General features: G+C 65.0%; 16 protein-coding genes. 6 read left to right on the plus strand and 10 right to left on the minus strand.

Annotated features, from left to right (window positions below; genetic code table 11):
* Nucleotides 1–89 precede the first annotated feature (89 nt).
* On the plus strand, nt 90–425 hold the full coding sequence (locus CUT39_RS13005) for a hypothetical protein (RefSeq protein ID WP_100447258.1): 336 nt from the start codon (nt 90–92) through the stop codon (nt 423–425).
* Between the two features lie 177 nt (nt 426–602).
* Here CUT39_RS13005 and CUT39_RS13010 read toward each other — a convergent pair whose 3' ends face one another.
* Nucleotides 603–1,067, minus strand: coding sequence for a hypothetical protein (locus tag CUT39_RS13010; protein WP_100447261.1), 465 nt, complete (start codon nt 1,065–1,067; stop codon nt 603–605).
* A 106-nt stretch (nt 1,068–1,173) separates the two neighbouring features.
* Between CUT39_RS13010 and CUT39_RS13015 the strand changes: the two genes are divergently transcribed.
* Complete coding sequence (locus tag CUT39_RS13015) at nt 1,174–1,713, plus strand: NUDIX domain-containing protein (protein ID WP_100447263.1); 540 nt, start codon at nt 1,174–1,176, stop codon at nt 1,711–1,713.
* Between the two features lie 320 nt (nt 1,714–2,033).
* On the opposite strand, the gene CUT39_RS13020 is transcribed toward CUT39_RS13015, so the two are convergent.
* A protein-coding gene (locus tag CUT39_RS13020; RefSeq protein ID WP_100447265.1) for an IS3 family transposase occupies nt 2,034–3,195 on the minus strand; the annotation gives its coding sequence in 2 pieces (ribosomal slippage) (nt 2,034–2,937 and nt 2,936–3,195; 1,164 coding nt in all).
* 283 nt (nt 3,196–3,478) lie between these two features.
* Between CUT39_RS13020 and CUT39_RS13025 the strand changes: the two genes are divergently transcribed.
* Nucleotides 3,479–6,523, plus strand: a complete 3,045-nt coding sequence (locus CUT39_RS13025; protein WP_100447268.1) for an NACHT domain-containing protein — start codon at nt 3,479–3,481, stop codon at nt 6,521–6,523.
* 84 nt (nt 6,524–6,607) lie between these two features.
* On the opposite strand, the gene CUT39_RS13030 is transcribed toward CUT39_RS13025, so the two are convergent.
* The 5 genes from CUT39_RS13030 to CUT39_RS13050 all read right to left on the minus strand — a co-directional run bounded on the left by CUT39_RS13030 (nt 6,608) and on the right by CUT39_RS13050 (nt 15,434).
* Complete coding sequence (locus tag CUT39_RS13030) at nt 6,608–10,690, minus strand: tetratricopeptide repeat protein (RefSeq protein ID WP_100447270.1); 4,083 nt, start codon at nt 10,688–10,690, stop codon at nt 6,608–6,610.
* A gap of 9 nt (nt 10,691–10,699) precedes the next feature.
* Entirely contained in the window at nt 10,700–10,999 is a 300-nt protein-coding gene (locus CUT39_RS13035; RefSeq protein ID WP_100447272.1) for a trypco2 family protein, read from the minus strand.
* A 60-nt stretch (nt 11,000–11,059) separates the two neighbouring features.
* Nucleotides 11,060–13,588, minus strand: coding sequence for a tetratricopeptide repeat protein (locus tag CUT39_RS13040; protein ID WP_100447274.1), 2,529 nt, complete (start codon nt 13,586–13,588; stop codon nt 11,060–11,062).
* Between the two features lie 30 nt (nt 13,589–13,618).
* Nucleotides 13,619–13,999: a hypothetical protein gene (locus CUT39_RS13045; protein WP_100447276.1), complete on the minus strand. Its 381-nt coding sequence runs from the start codon at nt 13,997–13,999 to the stop codon at nt 13,619–13,621.
* Between the two features lie 376 nt (nt 14,000–14,375).
* A complete protein-coding gene (locus CUT39_RS13050) occupies nt 14,376–15,434 on the minus strand; it encodes a 13E12 repeat family protein (RefSeq protein ID WP_100447278.1) in 1,059 nt (352 codons plus the stop codon).
* Nucleotides 15,435–15,777: 343 nt separating this feature from the next.
* Between CUT39_RS13050 and CUT39_RS13060 the strand changes: the two genes are divergently transcribed.
* The 3 genes from CUT39_RS13060 (at nt 15,778) to CUT39_RS13070 (ending at nt 17,860) form a co-directional block, all read left to right on the plus strand.
* Nucleotides 15,778–16,569 carry an MBL fold metallo-hydrolase gene (locus tag CUT39_RS13060; protein WP_232805742.1) on the plus strand — a complete coding sequence of 264 codons (792 nt, stop codon included), beginning with the start codon at nt 15,778–15,780 and terminating at the stop codon, nt 16,567–16,569.
* Nucleotides 16,570–16,635: 66 nt separating this feature from the next.
* On the plus strand, nt 16,636–17,580 hold the full coding sequence (locus CUT39_RS13065) for an NmrA/HSCARG family protein (RefSeq protein WP_100447284.1): 945 nt from the start codon (nt 16,636–16,638) through the stop codon (nt 17,578–17,580).
* A 4-nt stretch (nt 17,581–17,584) separates the two neighbouring features.
* Nucleotides 17,585–17,860, plus strand: coding sequence for an acylphosphatase (locus CUT39_RS13070; protein WP_100447286.1), 276 nt, complete (start codon nt 17,585–17,587; stop codon nt 17,858–17,860).
* 88 nt (nt 17,861–17,948) lie between these two features.
* Here CUT39_RS13070 and CUT39_RS13075 read toward each other — a convergent pair whose 3' ends face one another.
* From CUT39_RS13075 to CUT39_RS13085, 3 genes are read right to left on the minus strand one after another with little or no spacing between them, the layout of a single operon-like run.
* Complete coding sequence (locus tag CUT39_RS13075) at nt 17,949–18,944, minus strand: zinc-dependent alcohol dehydrogenase family protein (protein ID WP_100447288.1); 996 nt, start codon at nt 18,942–18,944, stop codon at nt 17,949–17,951.
* Complete coding sequence (locus CUT39_RS13080) at nt 18,944–19,846, minus strand: carbohydrate ABC transporter permease (protein WP_100447290.1); 903 nt, start codon at nt 19,844–19,846, stop codon at nt 18,944–18,946. The genes CUT39_RS13075 and CUT39_RS13080 overlap by 1 nt, the downstream gene beginning before the upstream one ends.
* Nucleotides 19,843–20,784: a carbohydrate ABC transporter permease gene (locus CUT39_RS13085; protein WP_100447292.1), complete on the minus strand. Its 942-nt coding sequence runs from the start codon at nt 20,782–20,784 to the stop codon at nt 19,843–19,845. Before CUT39_RS13085 ends, CUT39_RS13080 begins: the two co-directional genes overlap by 4 nt.

The raw sequence follows: 20,784 nt of genomic DNA on the forward strand, positions 1-20,784 counted from the left end.
GAACCGCACCCGGACCACCCGCACCTGGTCGCCAGCCCGGCCGACCGGCCGAACTCGTCGGCCCCGCAGCCCGAAGGCAGGAGCCTGACGTGAGCGAGGAACTCGACGACTACCTGGTCACCACCGACCCGAGCCTCCTGGCCGACCTCCACGCCCAGAGCAGCCGCCTGGACACCTTCGGGCTGGCCGACTACGCCATGCGCCTGGGGCTCTTTCCACCCGGATACCGGGAAGGCGACTGCCACAGCATCGCGCGGTACTGGCCCCAAGGCCACCACGGACCCCCGTACCTGGTCTGGGACGCCGGCCCGCCAGGCCGGCCCGGACCCGATGACCTCGCCGAAGACGACGAACACGACGACTTCGACACCTGGGGCGACCTCGTGGCCGACCCGCGCCCGCCCGAGGCAGCGCACGAACCATGACCGAACACCCCGGCACCGGCACCGCCCCCGGTCGGCCCGCAGGTCCGCAACCCCGAGCCGCCCCTGGAAAACCAGACAACAGCTACGGCCGGATGGCCTCGACCACCGCCGTCGAGAACCCGGCGGCCCCGGTCGAGCGCGGCGATACCTTCGAGCCGGGGCCCGGCCCACGACCGGTCATCGGTCGGGTTCGGTGCCGGGAACCCGCTGGTAATCGGCCAGCAACGGCGCCTCAGGGCCGAGCACCTCCCCAGGCCGTCGCACAGCCCGCAGAATGGTCACAGCCACCGTCTCGACCACCTCGGCCAAGTCCCGCCCGGCATCCTGGGCGTCCCGGTCGCTCCAGATGGGCCGGTCCTCGGCCGCGCGACTGGCCAGTTCCCCAAGGGCGGCTACCGGCAGGACCAGCAGGGCCGCACCGGGCGTGGCGACGTCGGCCAGCATCGGTCGTATGGCGGCGACGAGATCGCCGCTGACGGCCCGGCGCCAGTCCTGCTTGGTGCGGACCTCGCCGAGAGCGTCGCTGATGCGCGCGAGCCGCCAGGCCACGGTATCGGCCAGGTCGACCCACGCATCGCCAGTCGGGCCGGGCGGACTCGACCCGCAGGTGGTGGTGACATCGTCAGCAGGTTGAAGCGACATGCGCTCATAATCATACAGGTGTTCGATAGCCGCAAGGCCGACTCGTAGACCTAATCGGCTGAATGGTGTTGCGGCGCTCTGTGCGCGTGGCTGCTACCGTCAGCCGGTGACTGATTCTCCCCAGTTCGAGCAGGGCAAGTCGATCGGCTCGGCTGAGCACACCAGGACCATCCCGACCAAGCGAACCGCCGCGACAGTCGTCTTCACCGATGACCAAGACCGTGTGCTGTTGTGCCAGCCGGTCTACAAGGAGGTCGCTGAGGCACCGGGCGGTGCCGGTGATTGCGACGAGTCGCCATGGGACACCGCTGTGCGCGAGATCAAAGAGGAGCTTGGGCTTGTGGTCAAGCCCAGTCGCCTGGTCGCTGTTGATTACGTTCTCCCGAGCGGCTCGGGTAGAGAAAGACGCACCGAGGGCCTCATCTTCGTTTTCGATGGCGGCCGCCTGACCACCGAGCAGACCGACAGGATCGCCCTCGATCAGGCAGAACTTGCCTCCTGGTCTTGGTGCACGGTCACCGAAGTCCACGAGCGGATGCGGCCGCTCGTCGCCCGACGGATCGAAGCCGCGCTCGGCGCGATCGTCTCCGGTACAACCCTGTACATGGAGAACGGCTACCCGGTCGGGACCAAGCCCGCCGAGTAGCCGTCTTTGGTGTCTCTCAGTCTGCGCGTCCCCATGCACGCTTTTACCCTTGGCCTCGACCAGGACCAGTCAGCCGTCACCACCGTGGCGATCCCTCCCGTTCCACAGCGCCCGAACCGAGGGTGTCAACACCAAGACCAAGCAGCTCATGAGACAGATGTGGGCCAGGTCGGGTTCGAGCTACTGCGCCAGCGAATATTGCTCGGAGCCGCTCACTGACCGCTACCCCCGAAAGTGCGACAGAGCAAGGAACCAGATACCCCCTCCCTGGTTTGAGCTGTAGCAAGGATTTTGGACACGGATCTGGTCACGGTTGGGTTTCAAGCGGCCTGAGTGTAGAACTCGGCCAGGGTCTCGGCGGGGGTCTTGTAGCCGAGGGTCGAGTGTAGACGCTTGCGGTTGTAGAACACTTCGATGTAGTCGGCGACCGCAAGCCTGGCCTCGGCCCGGGTTGCGAAACTGCGTTGGTGGTAGCACTCGTTCTTCAAGCTCGCGAAGAACGACTCGGCGGCGGCGTTGTCCCAGCACACGCCGGTGCGTCCCATCGAGCGGGCGACGCCGTTGACTTGGCACCAGGCGGCGAAGGCCGCCGAGGTGTACTGGGTGCCGCGATCGGAGTGGAACACGGCACCGTCGTCGAGGTAGCCGGCCTCCTTCGCGGCGGCCAGGGCATCGACAACCAGGCTGGTCCGCATGTGGTCGGCCAGCTGCCAGCCGATGACCATGCGCGTCTGCAGGTCGATGACGGTCGCGAGGTAGAGCCAGCCTTCACCGGTCTTGAGGTAGGTGATGTCCCCGACCGTCACCCGTCCGGGCGCTTCAGCGGTGAACGCCCGCTCGAGGTGGTCGGCGACCTCTTCGGCGACCTCGCCGGGGACCGTGGTCTTCTTCCAGGCCCGCGGCTGCACCGCTTCCAGTCCCAGCTCGCGCATCAGGTCAGCGACCAGCCCGACTGAGCAGGCGATGCCCTCCCGGTTCAGCTGCGCGGTGACCCGGCGGCACCCGTAGGTCTTCCGGGAGTCCTCGAAAACCCGGTTGACCTCGACAGCCAGGTAGCGGCGCCGCGCTTCGGTCGCGGTCTCGGCCCGGCCCCGCCAGTAGTAGAAGGTCGAGCGCGGCACGCCCAGCAGCGCGCACATCCAGTTGATCGCGTAGTTGGCCTTCTCCGCTTCGATCAGGGCGCAGCGCTCGGCTACCCCTGCTCCCTCGCGAAGAAGGCCGCGGCTTTTTCAGGAACTCGTTCTCCATGCGCAGCCGTGCGACTTCGGCCTCCAGCTCACAGATGCGGGATCGGTCCACCGGTGATTCCTCTGGTGATGTCTCGGGGTGTTCGGTCTTCCAGTTGTTCACCCAGTTGCCCAGGGTCGTCGAGTTGATCCCCAGGTCACGGGCGACCTCGGCGACCGTACGGCCACTCTGGACGACCATCTGCACAGCCTCGGCCTTGTACTGCGGGCTGAACTTCCGGCGCTTCGCGGGCATGGACAGAATCCTCTCAGATCAGGATCCCTGTCCAACATCATTGGTACACCTCAGACAGACCTAATCCATCGTCTTCAACGAGGGAACCGTTGCTCCAGTTTGCGGCGCTGGCCAGCACAAACATCAACTCGAGCTGACTTTCGTTACGCCCTGAAGTCTTCATGGTGCTGCATAGGCAATCCCCGCCGCGGGCGCACCTCCACTCCATTAGACTCCTTCAGAGGTCGAAGTCCGCGCCCCGGCCTCTGCCCGGCAATCCCTCTGAGCGTTATGGGGTAGGCTGATGTCGATTGTAGGAAAAGTCGTCGCCTGGATATTGGGCCTGGCCGGGGTGCCCGCCACCTGGCTGCTGATCCAGCAGAACCTCGCCCAACCTTGGCTCGCAGCAATCCTCTTCTTCCTCTTCGAAGCCGTCATTGGCCTCGGCGCCATGGTCGTTTCCGTCGCCCATCAAACGATCCGGCGGCGCCTCGAACAGATCGCTAACGTCACCGACCTCGCTCTCGGCCGCAGCGTTTCCCGCTACGCCCGCCACTACCGCCGGTACATCTTGGAGCAGAACGCCCGCTTCAACGCGAGGGACCTCGCCCATACCCCGAGCCACATCCCCGAACTCGACGCCATCTACGTTGATGTCGGCCTCGCCCCAGACTCCCCATCCGGCGAATCCAGCGGCATCATCCCCCTCCTCCGAGAGAAACACCTCGAGCGCTTCTCAATCCAGGAGCTTCTCGACACGAAGAAAGGGGCGGTCTACGCCGTGATCGGAGCCCCTGGCAGCGGCAAGACCACGCTCCTTCGCTACACGGCGCGCCGGGCTGCTAGTGCAAAGCGCCGCGAGCGAAAACGGCGCGTTCCAGTTCTTCTCGCCCTTCGTGACCACGCGAAACCCATCTCGGACGATCCCGGCAGCACCCTCGCCGACGTGGTCCGCGAAGACGTGGGCCGTCTCATGGTTGCGGAGCCATCCGGTTGGTGGGAGGCTCAACTCCGCGACGGCAACTGTCTGATTCTCCTCGACGGACTGGACGAAGTCGCCGGGAAGGAGGACCGTTTCGCCGTCTCCGAATGGATCGAGCAGCAGATCGCCAAGCACCCGGGAAACGACTTCGTCATTACTTCCCGCCCCCACGGGTACCAGACGGCGGTGATTCCGCAAGCGGTTGTGCTTCAGGTACGACCCTTTACCACCCACCAGATCCATGGCTTCGTGAGGGCATGGTGCCTCGAAACCGAACGCCTCGCCATACGCTCGGCAGGACCCGAAACCGAGCGCCGGGCCGAGGAGGAGGCCACGGGCCTTCTCGGACAGCTCGCCACCGCGCCCGTACTCCAGGAGCTGGCGGTCAATCCGCTCCTCCTCACGATGATGGTCCTGGTCCACCGCGAGCGTCGTGCGCTCCCGGAGGGACGCGCCGACCTGTACCACCAACTCTGCGACGTGATGCTCTGGCGCCGTGCGGAATCCAAGAAGCTCACGATGAAACCTAGCGGTGCCGTCCGCCAGGGCATCCTGGCCGCTCTCGCCTACGAGATGATGATCGCCGAGACACGCGACTTCCCTCGCGAGCAGGTTCTCGAAGTCCTTCAAAGGCAATTGGACTCGATCGACACCGACATCACACCGGACCTGCTCCTCGAGAGCATCGTCGAGTCAAGCGGACTCCTCGTCGAGCGTGAGCGGGATCTATACGCCTTCACCCATCAGACCATCGGCGAGTACCTCGCCTCCACCCACATCCGCACGCATCATCTCACCGCAACGCTCATCCGCGAGGTCGACAACGCTTGGTGGCGTGAGACCACGCTCCTGTTCATCGCCGATTCGGATGCCAATGCAATCGTCGAAGCCTGCCTCGAACGCGACACCGGCGTCTCATTGTCACTGGCCTTCGACTGTCTTCGCAACCACGGACAGATCCACCGAAGTCTGCGCGACCTCCTCGACCACATCCGCCAGGACGCTTTTCGAGAGAACGCCGAGCTCGAACACCGCCGCAGAATCGCGCGAGCGTTGGCCGCCGGACATCTCAGCAAACTCGTGGCGCTCGACAACACCACGCTCATCTGCCCCGATCCGATCTCCGAAGACCTGTACTGGCTCTTCTGCAAGGACACCGGCACGGTACTGCCCGAAGGGTTCCACAGTCCCGACCCTCAACAGGACGCATTGGCAAGCGGGATGTGGCGCACTGAAGCCAATCGATTCATCGAGTGGGTGAATGTCGCTGCCGCACAGGAGAACGCGGCGACATTCCGACTCCCCAGCCGGGATGAGCTCGCAGCCCTCAAGAACCGAAGCTTCGACCGCGACGGGCACCAGGGAGTATTGAATTTCGCATGGACTCGGGACTCTTCAAGCAGATCCGAATCGGCGGCCGAGCGGTCACAAACCATATGGACACCGCATCTCCCCGACGGTAGGCGGTGGCTGGAGCTCGACGTCACCGATCTATCGGCCAAGCGTCTCGGCGCGGAACTGATGCTCACGGACGCGCTCACCGTAGCGCGTATCTTGCCGGATTCCTCGCAGGACTTCATGGGCCGCGAAGGGCTGATCGAGCGGTTGAAGGCGGACATTCTCATCGCGTCGGCGTGCATGGATCATTTCGTGGACAACCCCGGTCACGCTCATCTGTTCGACGAACTCAGGCCCAGGATCGGCGACGTGTTTCGTATGACCGACGCGCTCGGCAATGGCGGTGCTTATCTCCATAAGGCGCAGCTGCTGGATCTGCTAACCGAGGCCAATGAGACCGTGAAGATCATCGGAATCGCCAATAAGCTCGGGGACTCCCTCGGCCCAAACGCGGCCACTCAGCTCATCGAAGGTCGACACCTGGGATCATTCCTGTCGAACCTGATTGAGAAGCTTCATTCCGACTATATGCAGTGGGATGCCGTCAGGCTTCACGAAACTTCGAGAAAGAGCCCCGCTTCCGGGGAGCTTTTTGCGGCGGCCCTGTATGGTGCGGCTGGCCTGGATAACCTCTACTCCAGTTCGGTGGAGATCGACGACCTCTCCCAACTTCTCGCTATGGCTTGTGAATCTCTCGACCCCGATTCGTTTGACGCGAGCTGGTTGGCGCTTGTCGCGGCTCATCTGCGCGACCGAGCCGCACCGATTCTGGATCGCACCGAAACACCGACCTTGGAGGAGGTGCAGGCAATACGGCTCTCAGGCGTCCTCCTGACCGCCGTATGCCTGGACCGAGGGCATCCCGACACAGCGGACCTCTTTCGTAAGGCCGCGTTTGGATTTACGAAGGTGGAAGACCGGATCAGGGCCGATACACCTCTGGAAGTCCTCGTCCTCGCTCGCGAGTAGCGGGATACGGATTGATACTCACCCGCGCAGTGGAACAGGTGACGAAATTGTGCAGGGCAACTCAACTAGTAGGTGCTGTAGGCGCTATTGGTCACTACTATTGCCGCCCGGTTCGGGCGGTTCTGGTGATTCTGTCGGTTCCTCGAGTGTGGTCAGTTGGGAGTGGACTAGTGAGCGAAGGCCTTGTCTCCAGGTGGGGTCATCTGCCACGATGGCGTCGATGCGTTCGAGCGCTTCGCGGAGATGGTGGCGCGCCTCGTCAATCCTTCCCAGATTGGACAGGCCGCCACAGAGTTTCCTGATGGCCTGGACCAGTGGTACAAGATACAGGGGGTGGTTCGTAAACTCGGCCCAGTAGAGCCTCACGGCTTCCTTGAGATATGGCACGGCCGCGGCGTACCCAGCGGTCGTCTCGACTGTGACTCCAAGGTTCGCGAGGGTGTTGGCGAGGTCGGGTCTATATGCGGATTGCTCGGCGACCAATGGCTGATACAGCTCTGCGGCACGCTGTAGATGTTCCTGCGCGACGGCGTGATTTCTTTGAATGGCATGTGCAGTACCAAGGTCGGAGAGCGCCTTGGCATGGTGTGGCAGGTGGGCTGCGTCGGACTCCGCCAGTCGTTTATAGAGATCAGCAGTTCGTTGAAGGTATGGGAGTGCTGTGGCCGGATCGCCGAGCTGGATGAACGTGGCGCTGATGTTTCCCACCGCATGTGCGAGACTCGCCTGGTGTGGTTGGTCGTGTTCGGCAAGGATCTCATAGAGGTCAGCGGCTTCCTGAAAGCACGGACCTGCGTCGGCCGGACGGCCCAGCCCTGCCAGAGTGATCCCCAGGCTGTTCAGAGCCTGAGCGAGCTGCGGCTGGTGCGTGGGATTGGCCTCTGCCAGCTCGCGGTACAGGTCGACCGCTTCCCTTCGATACTCCTGCGCCTCGGCACGCTGGTTGATGCCTTCGAGTCCCGCGCTGAGATTGTCGAGAGCACGGGCGAACCTGAGTCGAATTCGGGGGTTGTTCTCTGCCAGCTCGCGATACATGTCAACGGATTCTCGGCTAGGGGCCAGAGCGTCGTTTGGCCGGTCGAGACCGATGAATACGGCTCCGAGAAGGTTCAGCGCATTCGCGAGTTCTGGCTTGTGCGCCTCATTGCTCTCGACTACCAGTCGATACGCCTCAACGGCCTCTTGGATGTGTGGCAGGGCCTCCGAGTGTCGGCCAAAACGTGCGAGCAATGCCGAAAGATTACAAAGGGCGCTGGCGAGGTCGGGCCGGTGAGCTGGATCGTCCAGGGCTAGCTGACGACACAGCCCGACGGCCTCCCAGCGGAGTTCCAACGCGTCTTCTTCATCCCCGACTTCACCGAGGCATATGCTGAGGTTGCCGAGAGCGCGTGCGAGTCCGGGCCGGTGGGCAGGGTTGTCTTCGACAAGGCGGCGATAAAGTTTAACGGAATCCTGTAGGTAAGGTCGTGCCTCGGCATGTCGACCTTGTTCGTCGAGGCCGGTGCCGGCCATGTTGAGGGCATGGGCGAGTCCTGGCCGCTGGGCCGGGTCGTCCTCGGCCATCGCCTGAAAGTTGTCGACCGCCTGACGCGAGTGCAGTGTCGCCTCCGCGTAGCGTCCAAGCCGGACGAGAGCGGCTCCTCGATTGGCGAGGCAGTAGGCGAGTTTGGGCCGGTCGGTAAGTTCATCGTCGGCGGATCCCTGGAAGCGTTCGGTGGCTTCCTCGAGGTACGGGAGCGCTTCGGTATGGCGGCCGAGACCGAATAGCGCCGCACCGATATTGTTCACGGCGGCTGCCAGGCGCGGCAAGTGGTCAGCGTCGCCCTCGCCCAACGAACGAAAATACTCGACGGCTTGCTGTGTATACGGCAGCGCCTCGGCGTGGCGATCCAGTCGCAGCAGGACTGACCCCAATTCGAAGTAGCCATCAGCGAGCTCGGCCGGGCTGCCAGTGCTTTCGAGTTGGCGGCTCGCGAGCAACGCGATCTGAAAGCGCAATTCGTTGACCTGGTGATTGGGTGCGGGATCGGGGAAATCGAATTCGAGGTTTGCAGCAGCCCGAGCGAGTTCAGCGGAGTCTTCGTATCGTCGCAGCACGGTGATAAGTAGGTTCGGCATCGCCGGCTCACCCGTGTTCACCGCCCGCATCACGACAGTCTCGACCAAGTAGGGAAGCCTGGTGGCTAGGATCTGTTCGGTCGCGTCATGGGTAATTTCGTCGAGACCGGTGGTCTGTCTTAGGAAATGGTCGACTGTGTCGTCGAACAAGTGACGGGTGTTCGGGTAGTAGCCGCTCATGAGGTTGGCCACATGCAGCATCCGGTCGAGGTGACCACTGCGCAAGTCGAGGGTTAGCAGCTGTCTGATGATTGCGGTGAGGTCACTTGAGTCGATCGAGGCGATGAGGTGTTCTGAGATAAGGTCGGGCTCTATGGGCGCGATGGTGGGGGTGGACCGTTGATCGCTCAAGGTCCGATCTGGACCGGGGTAGAGCACGTAGATCGCCTGACAGGCTGCACGTCGCTGTGCGGCGGTGGTATCTCCCGGTGCCCATAGCGGTGAGCCGGTCAAGAGATGCTCAAGCTCGTGGCGGTCGGGCTGCGTGAGGTTGGCGATTCCGATCGCATGCAGGGCCTCATCGCTGGTGGCCGGTGAGGCACCCGCGTGACTGAGAGCGTCGTGCTCGCTCCAACGGCGCTGGCGCTCACGGCGCAGGAGCTGGTCGAGCAACCAGGCTTGCACCTTCCGATCGGTGGCTTTGCCGTTGTTGGCGCTATTTGGCAGGGGCTTGCCGCGGGCCGCCAACAGCGCGGAGATGTGCACCAGCAGTGGCGAATCGACCTGGTCCGCGGCGACAAATTCAAGCAGGTCGGGGAGGCGTTGTTCGTCGGGTTCGTCATCCCCTATGAACTGCTGGTAAGCGGCCTCGGCATGTCGGCGGCGCTGATCGGTGCCAAAGCATTCATTCGATGCTCCGGCTACCCCGAGATCGGCATCATTTTCGGGCTGATGTAGCGCAGCGATCAATCCCTGGCTTCTGCTGTCGACCTCCTCGAGCCAGCCGTGCTGGGTGCGGCTGATCAGAAGGATTCGGACTGGTGGAAGGACATCGAGTTCGGCGTCGAGCTGTCGAAGCCAGTTGGTCAGGTTCTGTCGAGGTTGGCGGCGTTCGATGTAGTCGAAAACCGCCAACGTCGGTGTCTGCGGAATCTTGGTCAGCCATCGCTCATCGGACTCGGTCTTGGCGAAGCCAGCGTTCCAGTTATCGGAGCGTCCCAGGAGGGTGGTGCACAACTGGGCGGCAAGCCGGGTCTTTCCGGACCCAGCCGGGCCAGTCAGCACGCTGATCGAGAGGTGGCTGGATTCGTCCTCGCACCAGGCGAGTAGTCGATCTAGGTAGCCCTGATGAGAATCCTCGACGAAGTCGACGAGGCCATAGCGTGGATTCAACAGCTTCAAGTCAGTGATTTGACCGGATTGGAGATGGTAAGCAGGTTGTAGGAGCGGATCAGGTTCATCGATGGTACGGCGCGGCAGCGAGCGAAGTTGCTCAGGCAGATCGTACGCTTCGCTAATGGCTGAGGCTGGGACCAGTTCCCACCGCGTATGCCAGCCGGTGAGACGCGAAGCCACTACTCCGAGCAGCCGACCCTGCTCGTTGAGAACTGCCATGCCCGAAACTCCGCCCCAGGTTTCATCATCAGGTACCTGGCCGGGGGCGATCTGATAGACCAGGCGGCGTCGTTCGATTCCCTCACCGGGCACGATCTCACCGTCAATACGAGCGACGTGGAACCCGCTAGCGGGGCCGTCGCCAGTGCCGTCCCGGTTGGCACCCGGAAAACCGTAACCGTACGCCGCGACCGCACGGTTCATTCCCGACATGTATCCCCAGGCCATGTTCGCGAAGATCGGCGCTGCGAGGTCGGATGCAGTAAGTACTGCCACATCAAGCTCGTCCGACCGCCAAGCCACCTCTGCCGACACCATTTGGGGCTCGGTAGATGGAGCGTGCACCTCGATCGTTTCGGCGTCGACGATGTCGTGAGCACAGGTGAGTACCAGGCTCTCCGCAATGACAAAACCGGTCAGACTGAATCGGTCCCCGTGACGCGCAGCGACTATGTGTACGGATCGGTGTTGGAACGGGGAGAGCTCGGCCTCCATAGCGCACCATCACATCTTCTTTGACATGTTCGCGGGCCTTGGGGCGCCATCGGCATCGGTAACGAGTGGGCTAAGGACGATTCGGAGGCGGTGCATACGACTGTCCGTGTCCTTGGCCGAGACCTTCCCGGTTACCACACTCCACAGGTTTACCCCGGCTTCAGCTCCAGCCTCGCTCGCGGCCTGGAGCGTCAATTCGAGCTCGAGTTCCTTGACCTCGAGACGCAGATCATCGTCGGCGGCGGCCATCGCGGTCTTCAGCTCGCGGCGCAGCGACGCGACCGCATCGCTGAGGGAAAGGGTCGTCATCGCCACATCCTAAACCCAGAATGACCAGGACGTGGCGTCCCTGTCCTGGAACCCCGCAAGTCATTGACCGCGTCGCTGCCGGGCAGCTCGTTCCTTCCAGTGATCGAGGCTGGTCCGGATAGCATCAATATTGGGGTGTTTGCGACCCCACACCTGCACCGCATCGGCCAGCAGCGTTTCGAACGCCGCCGCAGCACCGATTGCATCTCCAGCCTCGCCTTGCCAATGGGCGAGATTGTTCCTGGTGGTGAGAGTGTCAGGGTGTCGGAGGCCGAATATCGGCTCCATCTTGTCCAGCAGGGACTTGAACGCGGCAGCGGCCCCAACCGCATCCCCCACCTCACCTCTCCAGGTTGCGAGATGACCCCAGGTTACGAAGGTGTGAGGATGATCTGGGCCGAGAATGCGAACGCATTCCTCCAGCAGGATCTCATATTCGTCAGCCGCGCCCACTTCATCCCCTGCCTTGCCCTTCCAGTGGGCGAGGTTATGTCGTGAGGTGAGGATGTCGGGGTGGTCAGGGCCTAGGATCAGCGACCGGTCGGCGAGGAGTTCCTCATGGCGGACGGCCGCTTCCGCAGCGTTGCCAGATTGCCCCAGCCAGGAGGCGAGGTGACCTCGGGTAGCAAGGGTGTCGGGGTGGTCGGGGCCTAGGATCTCCAATCGGTCGGCGAGAAGTCTCTTGTAGGCCTGGGCTGCTCCGGCCGCGTCTCCGGCCTGACCCTGCAAGGAGGCGAGATTGTCGCGAGTAACCAGGGTGCGGGGATCATCGGGACCCAGAGTCCGCTGGCACACGGCCAGAACCTTGCAGAAGACTGATGCAGCGCCTGCTGTATCGCCGGTCTTGGCTCGCCAGTGTGCAAGATCGTGTGCAGTGACAAGAATATCGGGGTGGTGAGGACCGAGCACCTGCAACCGATCGCTCAAAAGGCTCCCAAGCGCAGCCGCTGCACCTGCTGCATCTCCAGACTGACCGCGCCAGACTGCGAGGTTATGTCGGGTGATGAAGGTGCTGATGTGATCGGGACCGAGGTCTCGTATCTGGTCCGTGAGGAGGTTCTCCAGGATGGTGATGGCGCCGGGTATGTCGCCGGACCGACCACGCCAGATCGCGAGAAAGCTGCGGGCGCTGTGAGTGTCGCGATGATCTGGACCAAACGTACGCTCGCATGCGTTGTGTAGTTGTTCGAAGTATCTGGCGGCTTCGCCGACCTGGCCGAGCTCACCAAGGCTGTTCCCCGTACGAAACAACACATCATGGGCGTTGCACTCAAATAGTCCCTGCTCGGCACTGTGACGCAGGTGATCGACGTTAGAGCGCAAAGTAGCGCTAAAGGCAGGATCATTCTCCGGATGGGGCCAGGTTTCCGCTAGAGCATCGGCCGCGGCCCGCGCCAGGGCGTGGCGTTCGTCGACGCGGAGTTGGTCGCGGACAGCACGCTGGACGAGGGCGTGGATGCGCACCTGCCGCCTGCTGTGGTTGAGCAGGCTGAATCGGTGGAGCACGCGTAGCGTCTGTCGCAGTTGCTCGGGGCTGACTGCCGACTCAAGGTCATCGGTGTTCTCCGTGTAGCTACGATACGACGCAAGGTGCGCACCGATCGTCGGATGGGTGAGCAGCGTTTCCGGGATGGCGTTGGGGTCCAGCAGACTAGCGACCTGGATCAGTGACCCGGCGAGCCCCTTCGGACGCTGTTCATTGGCTGCCTCGATCGAGACCGCCCAGATTGCCGCAATGGTCGCCGTGTGCTCATCGGGCAGGTTGCCAAGCTCGGGAACGACCTGGTCGAGGCGGATGCGCTGGTCGGCCATCAGCCTACGGTACGCGCTACACGGCAGGTCTTGTTCAGCCATGAACGCTGCCGCCTGGGCAAGCGCCAACGGCAGGTGACCAGTATCTTCGGCGACACCGTCGAGGTCGTCCGCCAACTCGGGGTGACGGGCGAGGCGAGTCTGGAGGAAGGACCGCGATTCGGATGGAGTGAAGACATCGACTTCGATACAAATGCGACCGGGAACATCCAGGGCCGGCTCACGACGTCGGGTGGTGATCAGCGTGTATCCCCGTTCCGACTTGGGCGGCCACAGGCCATTCAGATTGCTGGGGTCAGCCAGATCATCGAGCACGATCAGCCATCGGGGAGCATCGGGCCGTGCCAGCCAGGCAAGAAAGCGATGCGCAGCCTGTTCAGGGTCTGGATCTTCGATGCGGGTGACATCAATAGCGGCCTGGGCGAACGCGGCGATGATCCCTGACCTGGTTGATGCGGTGACCCAAACTAGGAGACCGAGCTGCTCAGCGGCCCATAGCTGTTCCGCGATCGCAGTGGCCGACTGCGACTTACCCACACCCCCCATCCCGGTCAATACGTACACTGGGGCAGGCCGAGTCGGATCGCTGAATGCCTCGACGGCACCGGCTTCGAAGAGGCGAGCGACTCTCCCTTCGGGAAGGTGAGCGGCAACACCCACTCGGTGTGGGAACTTGATCGCCTGACGGGGCGCGGCCTGGAGGTTCACCGTGCCGAAGTCACCGACGTTGAACCCCTGACTGTCCGCAATCCATGCAGTCAATTGTGGATCGGGCATGAGGGTGTCACTCCGAGGCGGGAAAGCCGTTCAAGCCTGCGGAGGTTGTTCGAAGGTGATGTCTTGCTCGGCATGGTCGCCCACGACAAATCCTTGCGAGGAGGTGATGGTGACGTTGTACTTGCCCGTTGCCTTGAGTTCCGCGAGTAGCTGTTCGGCGGTGGTCGCGATGAGCCGATTCGATGCTGCGCCGGATGCTTCGAGGTCGCACGCGATCGCTGATCGGAGCACGTCAACCTCAGTTTCACCGCCTTCGATGGCTTCGATGGCGTTATTCCTGCCAGCGAGCTTGCTGGTTACGAGCGCCTTCAGGCCCTGATAGGTATCGGAGATTGCTTGACCGCCGACCCTCTTTGCGGTGGCAGCAGCACCGGTCGCCAGGGCCTGCACGATAATGTCCAGCTGCTCCACGGCAACGCCTCCCTACAAGTCCTGGTTGTTCCCCGCGCTTCCCACAACCGACGAGCATAGACCCCCGGAACGATGAGAGCAGATCACTGTCGAGGGTACTGGACGAGGTCGAAGATCGTCGTCTACCAGATGGCGATCTCACCGCCCGACTCCACCTGCGGCGAAATCGGCCGCATCAACGATGCCGCAGATCGAGGACTATAGGAACAAGTTGCCGACCGGCTCCTGCTTCCTCCAGCGCGGGCCGCGATGAGAAAGCTCTTCAAATACTCGATGCGATCTAGGAGGAAGAAAGTAGCTGTGAGTAACCAAGGTCACTATATGACAGGCGTGATAGGTTGTGAACAGGGAAAACGTAGGCCGTAAATTCGTAACCTTAGACCAATGGACCAGATGGTGGGCCTCGCACCAGGAGACCGGCCGGCTGCTCGGCCTCCAGCTTGCGCCGCAACGCGACGTTCGGCAGACGGAGTTCGCGCGACTGCTCGATGACCTCGCCGGTGGTGTAGTCGAAGACCATCGGCACCACCCCGGCCTCGCAAGCGAGGAGCCGCGCCTTCTCTACGCTGATCGGCTCGCTCTCCAGGCGGGGGAGGCGGCCGGTGGCCTCGCCGCGCAGGGTCTCGACGTCGGCGGTCAACGACAGCGTCGCGGTGTGCCCGTGCCGGGTCGCCACCCTCGGGTCGGTCCCGGCCGTGGCGAGGAGCTGGTGGAGGGCCTCGGCGTGATCATTGGCCTGCGCCGGGAGCACGCCGTCGGCGTCGGCCCGGCCCTGGCGCGGCGGCGGGGTCGCGGTCTTGAGGTAGTTGTCCAGCAGCCGCCCGGTCTGATCGGTCAGGGTCGCGCCGAGGGCCCACATGCCGTCGTCCTGGCGCCACAGGTCGACCCGCTGCAGCGTCTCCTGCGCGAGCTCGTCCAGCATTGCGTCCTGCCGACTCTCCCGCTCGGCGAGCATCTGCGCGATGGCGTCCTTGAGTTCGGTGAACGAGGAGTGGACGCAGTGCTCGGTCACCAGCTCCTCAGGGGTGCGGCAGAGCACGGACGGGTCATAAGGCGACGGCACCGGCTCGGGGTAATGCGAGCGGGCCCAGACCCGCAGTCCGGTGACGTCGAGTTGCCGGACCGCGTAGGCGACCGCGTCGACTCGGGCCCGGCCGGCGAGGGCGGCGTCGGTCAGGTGGCGGAACTTCGGGGCGAGGCGGGCGATGCGAGCGTACTGGCCGGCCTGGGCGTAGTTGAAATCAAAGCAGGAGACGATCCAGTCCCGCAGCCCCGAGTAGCCGTCGAATTCCCGGTGGAGACCGGCCCGGGTGTACTCGATGACCTCGACGAGGATGCATGCCTCCAGCGCGCGGGCCTGGGAGGCCAGGCCCTCCAGCCGGGAGCGGGCGGCCGCGGCTTCGGCCGCCCGGTCGTTTCGAGCCCGCTGCCGCATCCCGCACCCCCTTCGAATGGAACTTGCTACCGAATTCCGTCCGTTTGTGCTATGTATCAATATTCCCTCGTGGAGGCCGGATTGCCATCACTCATCCGGGTGTAATAACAAGAGCGCCTTTCGCTTCCTGCGCATCTACTGTCCAGACGGGACTTAATGACCTCCACCGAACCCGCACCCGAAAACCGACCCCACCCGCCCCGCCACCTCATCGTCGCCGCCTCCGAACCCGCGCCCGCCACAGTCCGGCGAGACGATCACGGACACCTCCCCGACGGCACCCTCGCGCTCCAGGTCAAGAACGCCGGCAAGGTCGTGACACGCCCGTGCCACCATCATGGGCATGCCAGCTTGCGTCATCGCCCTCGCCGACGCCGAGGGTCCGTTCTTCTCCGAGCGCGGCGACGCGTTCCCCACGGCCACCCCGGAGCAGTGGCGCGCGGCCGACACCTTCGATCCCGGCGCGGTCACCGACCGGGGTCGCTGGTGGCTCCAGTTCCGGGCCTTCGCCATCCGCACCGGCGAGCGGGTGATCCTCGTCGACGCCGGGATCGGCCCGGCCGACAGTCCGGCCGCCGCCTGGGCCCCGGTCCCCGGGCGCCTCCCCGAGCGGCTCGCCGCCGCCGGGATCGACCGCGGCGAGGTCGACACGGTGGTGCTGACCCATCTGCACACCGACCACGTCGGCTGGGCGGTGGTCTCGGACGAGGACAGCCTCCGGCCGTATTTCCCCGACGCCCGCTACGTCCTCCAGCGGACGGAACTGGAGGCGATCGAGGAGCTGAACCCGTCGCTGCGGGAGTCCCTGATCGAGCCGCTCCAGGCCGAGGACCGGCTCGAACTGACCGACGGCGGCCGGGACCTGGCCGCCGGAGTGCGGGCGATCCACACTCCCGGCCACACCCCCGGGCACCAGAGCGTCCTGGCAGAGACCGACTCGGGAACGACGGCGGTCACCGGCGATGTGCTGGTCCACGCGATCCAACTGCTGCATCCCGAACTGCCCTACACGCAGGAGTCCGACCCCGAGGCGGCGCGGCGGACCCGCATCGAACTGCTCGACTCGCTCGCGCGGGCCGACGGGACGCTGGCGACGCCGCACCTGACCGGGCCGTTCGTTCCGGCCCGGATTTGACGGCGGCCACGTAGGGTAGACAGTCCGGATGTGCCCCCTTTCAAGCCGATTGCGAAGGAGTCACTCATGCCGGTACACAAGATCATCGCGGTGGTAGGCGCGACCGGCGCCCAGGGGGGCGGGTTGGCGCGGGCGATCCTGGCCGACCCGGACAAGGAGTTCGGAGTGCGGGCGCTGACCCGCGACACCGGTTCGGACGAGGCCTACGAGCTGGCCCGGCTCGGCGCGGAGGTGGTCCGGGCCGACCTCGACGACGAGGCGAGCGTCGCGAGGGCCTTCGACGGTGCCCACGGGGCGTTCGTGGTGACGAACTTCTGGGAGCACGGCGATCCCGCGCGGGAGCAGGCGCAGGCCGGGGCGACGGCCCGGGCGGCGAAAAGCGCGGGCGTGGACCACGTCATCTGGTCCACACTGGATGACACCCGGGAGCTGGTGCCGCTCGACGACCCGCGGATGCCGACCCTCCAGGGCCGCTACAAGGTTCCGCACTTCGACGCCAAGGCCGAGGCCAATGCGCTGTTCGGTGAGGCCGGGGTGCCGACGACGTTCCTGGAGACGACGTTCTACTGGGAGAACTTCCTCGGCGCGCTCAAGCCGCGCCGCGAGGACGGGCGCCTGGTGGTGTCGTTTCCGATGGCCGACAGCCCGATCGCCGGAATCGCCTCGGTCGACATCGGGCGCACGGCTCTGGGGATCTTCAAGCGCGGCGACGAGCTGGTGGGCCGGACGGTGAGCATCGCCGGGGACTTCCTGACCGGCGACGAGGTCGCGGCGGCCTTCTCGCGCGTGCTGGGCGAGGAGGTCGTGTACGAGCCGATGCCCTTCGACGCGATGCGGCGGGCGGGATTCCCGGGCGCCGAGGACATGGGCAACATGTTCCAGTTCTACGCCGAGTTCTCCGACGAGTTCTCCGCCAAGCGCGATCTCGACTTCGTCCGCGAACTCGACCCGTGGCTGCAGACCTTCGAAGACTGGCTGGTGGCCCACCGGGACGCCTTCGCCGGGTTGTGAGGCCGTGATCCGCCGCCGCGTGCTCGTCCGGGGTGCCGTCCAGGGGGTGTTCTTCCGCCGCACCTGCGTGCGCGAGGCCGAGTCGTGCGGGGCGGTCGGCTGGGTCCGCAACCGGCTCGACGGCACGGTCGAGGCGGTGTTCGAGGGCCCGGAGGGAGCGGTCGAGCCGATGGTGGCCTGGTGCCGGCGGGGACCGCCGGGGGCGCTGGTGGAGCGCGTCGACGTCAGGGACGAGCCGCCCGAGGGCCTGTCGGGTTTCGTGGTCCGCCGGGACGTCTGAGGCCCGCCCGGCCGGGCCGTCCTCCTTTTCGGTCCGGCCGGGCGGGTGTCCGGCGCACCGGTCCCCCGCTGGGGCTCGCGGTGTCGGGCTACGGCCGTATCTGGAGTTTGCGGCCGGTGCCTTGGCGGAATGTCTCGACGGCGGTCGCGTACCGGTCGAGCCCGAAGTGGTGGCTGATCATCACCTCCGGCTCCACCACGCCTTTGGCCAGCAGTTCCACGGCGCGTCCGAAGCTGTGCAGGACTGCCATGCTGCCGACGATGTGGATCTCGTCCTTGTAGACGCGGAACGGCGAGAACGAAGCGGTCGCCGCTTCGGGTGCGACGCCGAAGACTTGGAAGGTCCCGCCCTTGCGCACGCGTGTCAGGCCGTCTTCGATGGCCGGAACCGCGCCGGTGCAGTCGATGACGACCTCCCAGCCTTGGGGGCGCTCGAATTCGGCGGCGGCGGTGGCGGCCCGGTCGGCGGCGAGACGCTGTGCGTACTGGAGCCGTTCGGTGTTGATGTCGACGACGGACACGCTCGCGGCGCCGGCGAAGCGCGCGAGTTGGGCCATCATCAGGCCCATGGTGCCGGCCCCGTAGATGAGGTAGTGCTCGCCGACGCGTCCGGGCAGCAGGTCGAAGCCGTGGACGGCGCACGAGAGCGGTTCGATCAGCGGGGCGTGTTCGAGCGTGACGGTCTCGGGCAGCCGATAGCAGTTCGCGACCGGTACTGCGCAGTACTCGGCGGACGCGCCGGGGCTGTTGATCACCCCGATGGCGTTGTACCGCTCGCACAGGTTGCCGTGGCCGATGGAGCAGTAGTGGCATTCGCCGCAGAACACGTTCGGGTCGACGGCCACGCGGTCGCCCTCGGCCAGTTCGGTGACGTCGGCGCCGACGGCGGCGACGGTGCCGGCGAACTCGTGGCCGGGCACTATCGGGTAGACCGAGCCCTCGAGGTCGCCGTCGAGGACGTGGAGGTCGGTGCCGCAGATTCCGGCGCCCGACACCGACAGGACGACCTCGCGCGGTCCGGGCGCCGGATCGTCGACGGTGGTGACGTTGATCTGCCCGGGCTGTTCTATGACAACGGCTCGCATTATTTGACGGCTCCCAAGGTCAGGCCGCGGACCAGCCACTTCTGCGCGAACCATCCGGCGAGGATGACCGGAAGCGCGGCCATGGTGGCGGCTGCGGACAGGCGGGCGAGGAACAGGCCCTCGCTGGTGATGAAGCCGGTGAGGAACACCGGCACGGTCGCCGCCCTGGTCGAGGTCAGGCTGACGGCGAAGAAGAATTCGTTCCAGGCGAAGATGAAGCAGATCAGCGCCGTCGCGGCGAGCCCCGGAGCGATCATCGGCAGGATGATGCGGCGGATCTCGACCCCGAACGTGGCGCCGTCGACCCGGGCCGCTTCGAGGGTCTCGCGGGGCACTTCCAGCAGGAACGAACGGATCATCCACACCGCGATCGGCAGGTTCATCGCGGTGTAGACCAGCGACAGCAGTGTGACGTTGTCCAACAACCCGACGTTGTTGGCGATGATGTACAGCGGCAGGATGATCGCCACCGGCGGCATCATGCGGGTGGAGATGAAGAAGAACAGCGAGTCCTTCCATCGCCGGATCGGCGCCAGCGACAATGCGTAGGCCGCGGGCGTGGCCAGCACGATCACCAGGAGCGTCGAGCCGACCGACGCCATCAGCGAGTTGAGCAGGAACGGCGCGAAGTCGCGGCCGAGGATCGCCTCGAACTGGTCCAGTGTCGGCCGGAACAGGAACGTCGGCGGGTCGGTCGAGGCCTGCGCCTCCTGTTTGAACCCGGAGACGAACATCCAGAGCACCGGGAAGAAGAACACGATGGCGGCCGCCCAGGCGAGGGCGGCGACGCCGGCCTTGCCCAGTCGGGCGCGCAGCGGTGCCCGCCGGACGCGCCGGCGGCCGACGGCGTGCGCCGGTTCGGGTGCGTGCGCCTCGGGTGGCGGCGGCAGCACTTTCGTCATCGCTGGTCCCCCTCTCGGAACAGGCTGGAGATCAGGCGCAGCGCGAAGACGGCGATGACGATGGTGCCGATGACGACGATGACGCCGGCCGCGGCGGCCTCGCCGACTTCGAAGGCGCGGAAGGTCCGCTGGTAGATGAAGTACGGCAGGTTGGTGGTGGCCTGTCCGGGTCCGCCTTGCGTGATCAGGTAGATCGGGTCGAAGGTGTTCACGATGAAGATCGATCCCAGCAGCGTCGCGAGTTCGATGAACGGGCGCAGTTGCGGGAGCGTGATGCGGCCGAAGACGGCGATCGGGCCGGCGCCGTCCATCTTGGCGGCCTCGATGATCTCGGTGTTCTGGCTCTGGAGTCCGGCCAGGACGATGAGCATCATGAACGGCGTCCACTGCCAGGTCAGCATGAGCACCAGGGAGAACATGGGGTGCTCGGAGACCCAGTCGACCCGTTCGACTCCGAACGGGGACAGTGCCCAGTTCAGGATCCCGAACAGCGGATTGAACATGGCGTGCTTCCACATCAGGGCGGCGGCGGCCGGCATCACCAGGAACGGCGTGATGAGCAGGGTTCTGACTATGCTGCGGCCCAGGAATCTCTGGTCCAGCAGCACGGCGAACGCGATGCCGAGCACCATCGACAGGATGACGACGGCGGCGGTGAGGAACACGGTGTTGAGCACCGCGCCGCGGAACTGGCCGTCGCCGAAGACGGCGGCGTAGTTGCCGAATCCGGCGAACGCGCGCTCCTCCGGACGCAGGAGGTTCCGGGACTGGAAGCTGTAGTAGAGCGTCGCCGCCATCGGGAGCTGCGTGAGCACGATGACGAGCAGCAGCCCCGGCAGGAGCGGTCCGCGTCGTCGCCACCGCTCACCGGCGGGGAGTTTGGCGGGCCCCGGCCCGCGGCGCCGGTGCGCCGCGGGCGGGGAAACGGTTTCGGTCAT

The organism is Glycomyces xiaoerkulensis (assembly GCF_002798405.1).
Taxonomy (GTDB): Bacteria; Actinomycetota; Actinomycetes; order Mycobacteriales; family Micromonosporaceae; genus Glycomyces; species Glycomyces xiaoerkulensis.

Excerpts from the sequence above, each read along its gene's own strand:
- CUT39_RS13040 (WP_100447274.1), bottom strand. The coding sequence starts at position 13,588 with ATGCCCGATCCACAATTGACTGCATGGATTGCGGACAGTCAGGGGTTC.
- CUT39_RS13080 (WP_100447290.1), bottom strand. The coding sequence starts at position 19,846 with ATGACGAAAGTGCTGCCGCCGCCACCCGAGGCGCACGCACCCGAACCG.
- CUT39_RS13050 (WP_100447278.1), bottom strand. The coding sequence starts at position 15,434 with ATGCGGCAGCGGGCTCGAAACGACCGGGCGGCCGAAGCCGCGGCCGCC.
- CUT39_RS13060 (WP_232805742.1), top strand. The coding sequence starts at position 15,778 with ATGCCAGCTTGCGTCATCGCCCTCGCCGACGCCGAGGGTCCGTTCTTC.
- CUT39_RS13025 (WP_100447268.1), top strand. The coding sequence starts at position 3,479 with ATGTCGATTGTAGGAAAAGTCGTCGCCTGGATATTGGGCCTGGCCGGG.
- CUT39_RS13065 (WP_100447284.1), top strand. The coding sequence starts at position 16,636 with ATGCCGGTACACAAGATCATCGCGGTGGTAGGCGCGACCGGCGCCCAG.
- CUT39_RS13075 (WP_100447288.1), bottom strand. The coding sequence starts at position 18,944 with ATGCGAGCCGTTGTCATAGAACAGCCCGGGCAGATCAACGTCACCACC.
- CUT39_RS13035 (WP_100447272.1), bottom strand. The coding sequence starts at position 10,999 with ATGACGACCCTTTCCCTCAGCGATGCGGTCGCGTCGCTGCGCCGCGAG.
- CUT39_RS13030 (WP_100447270.1), bottom strand. The coding sequence starts at position 10,690 with ATGGAGGCCGAGCTCTCCCCGTTCCAACACCGATCCGTACACATAGTC.
- CUT39_RS13010 (WP_100447261.1), bottom strand. The coding sequence starts at position 1,067 with ATGTCGCTTCAACCTGCTGACGATGTCACCACCACCTGCGGGTCGAGT.
- CUT39_RS13085 (WP_100447292.1), bottom strand. The coding sequence starts at position 20,784 with ATGACCGAAACCGTTTCCCCGCCCGCGGCGCACCGGCGCCGCGGGCCG.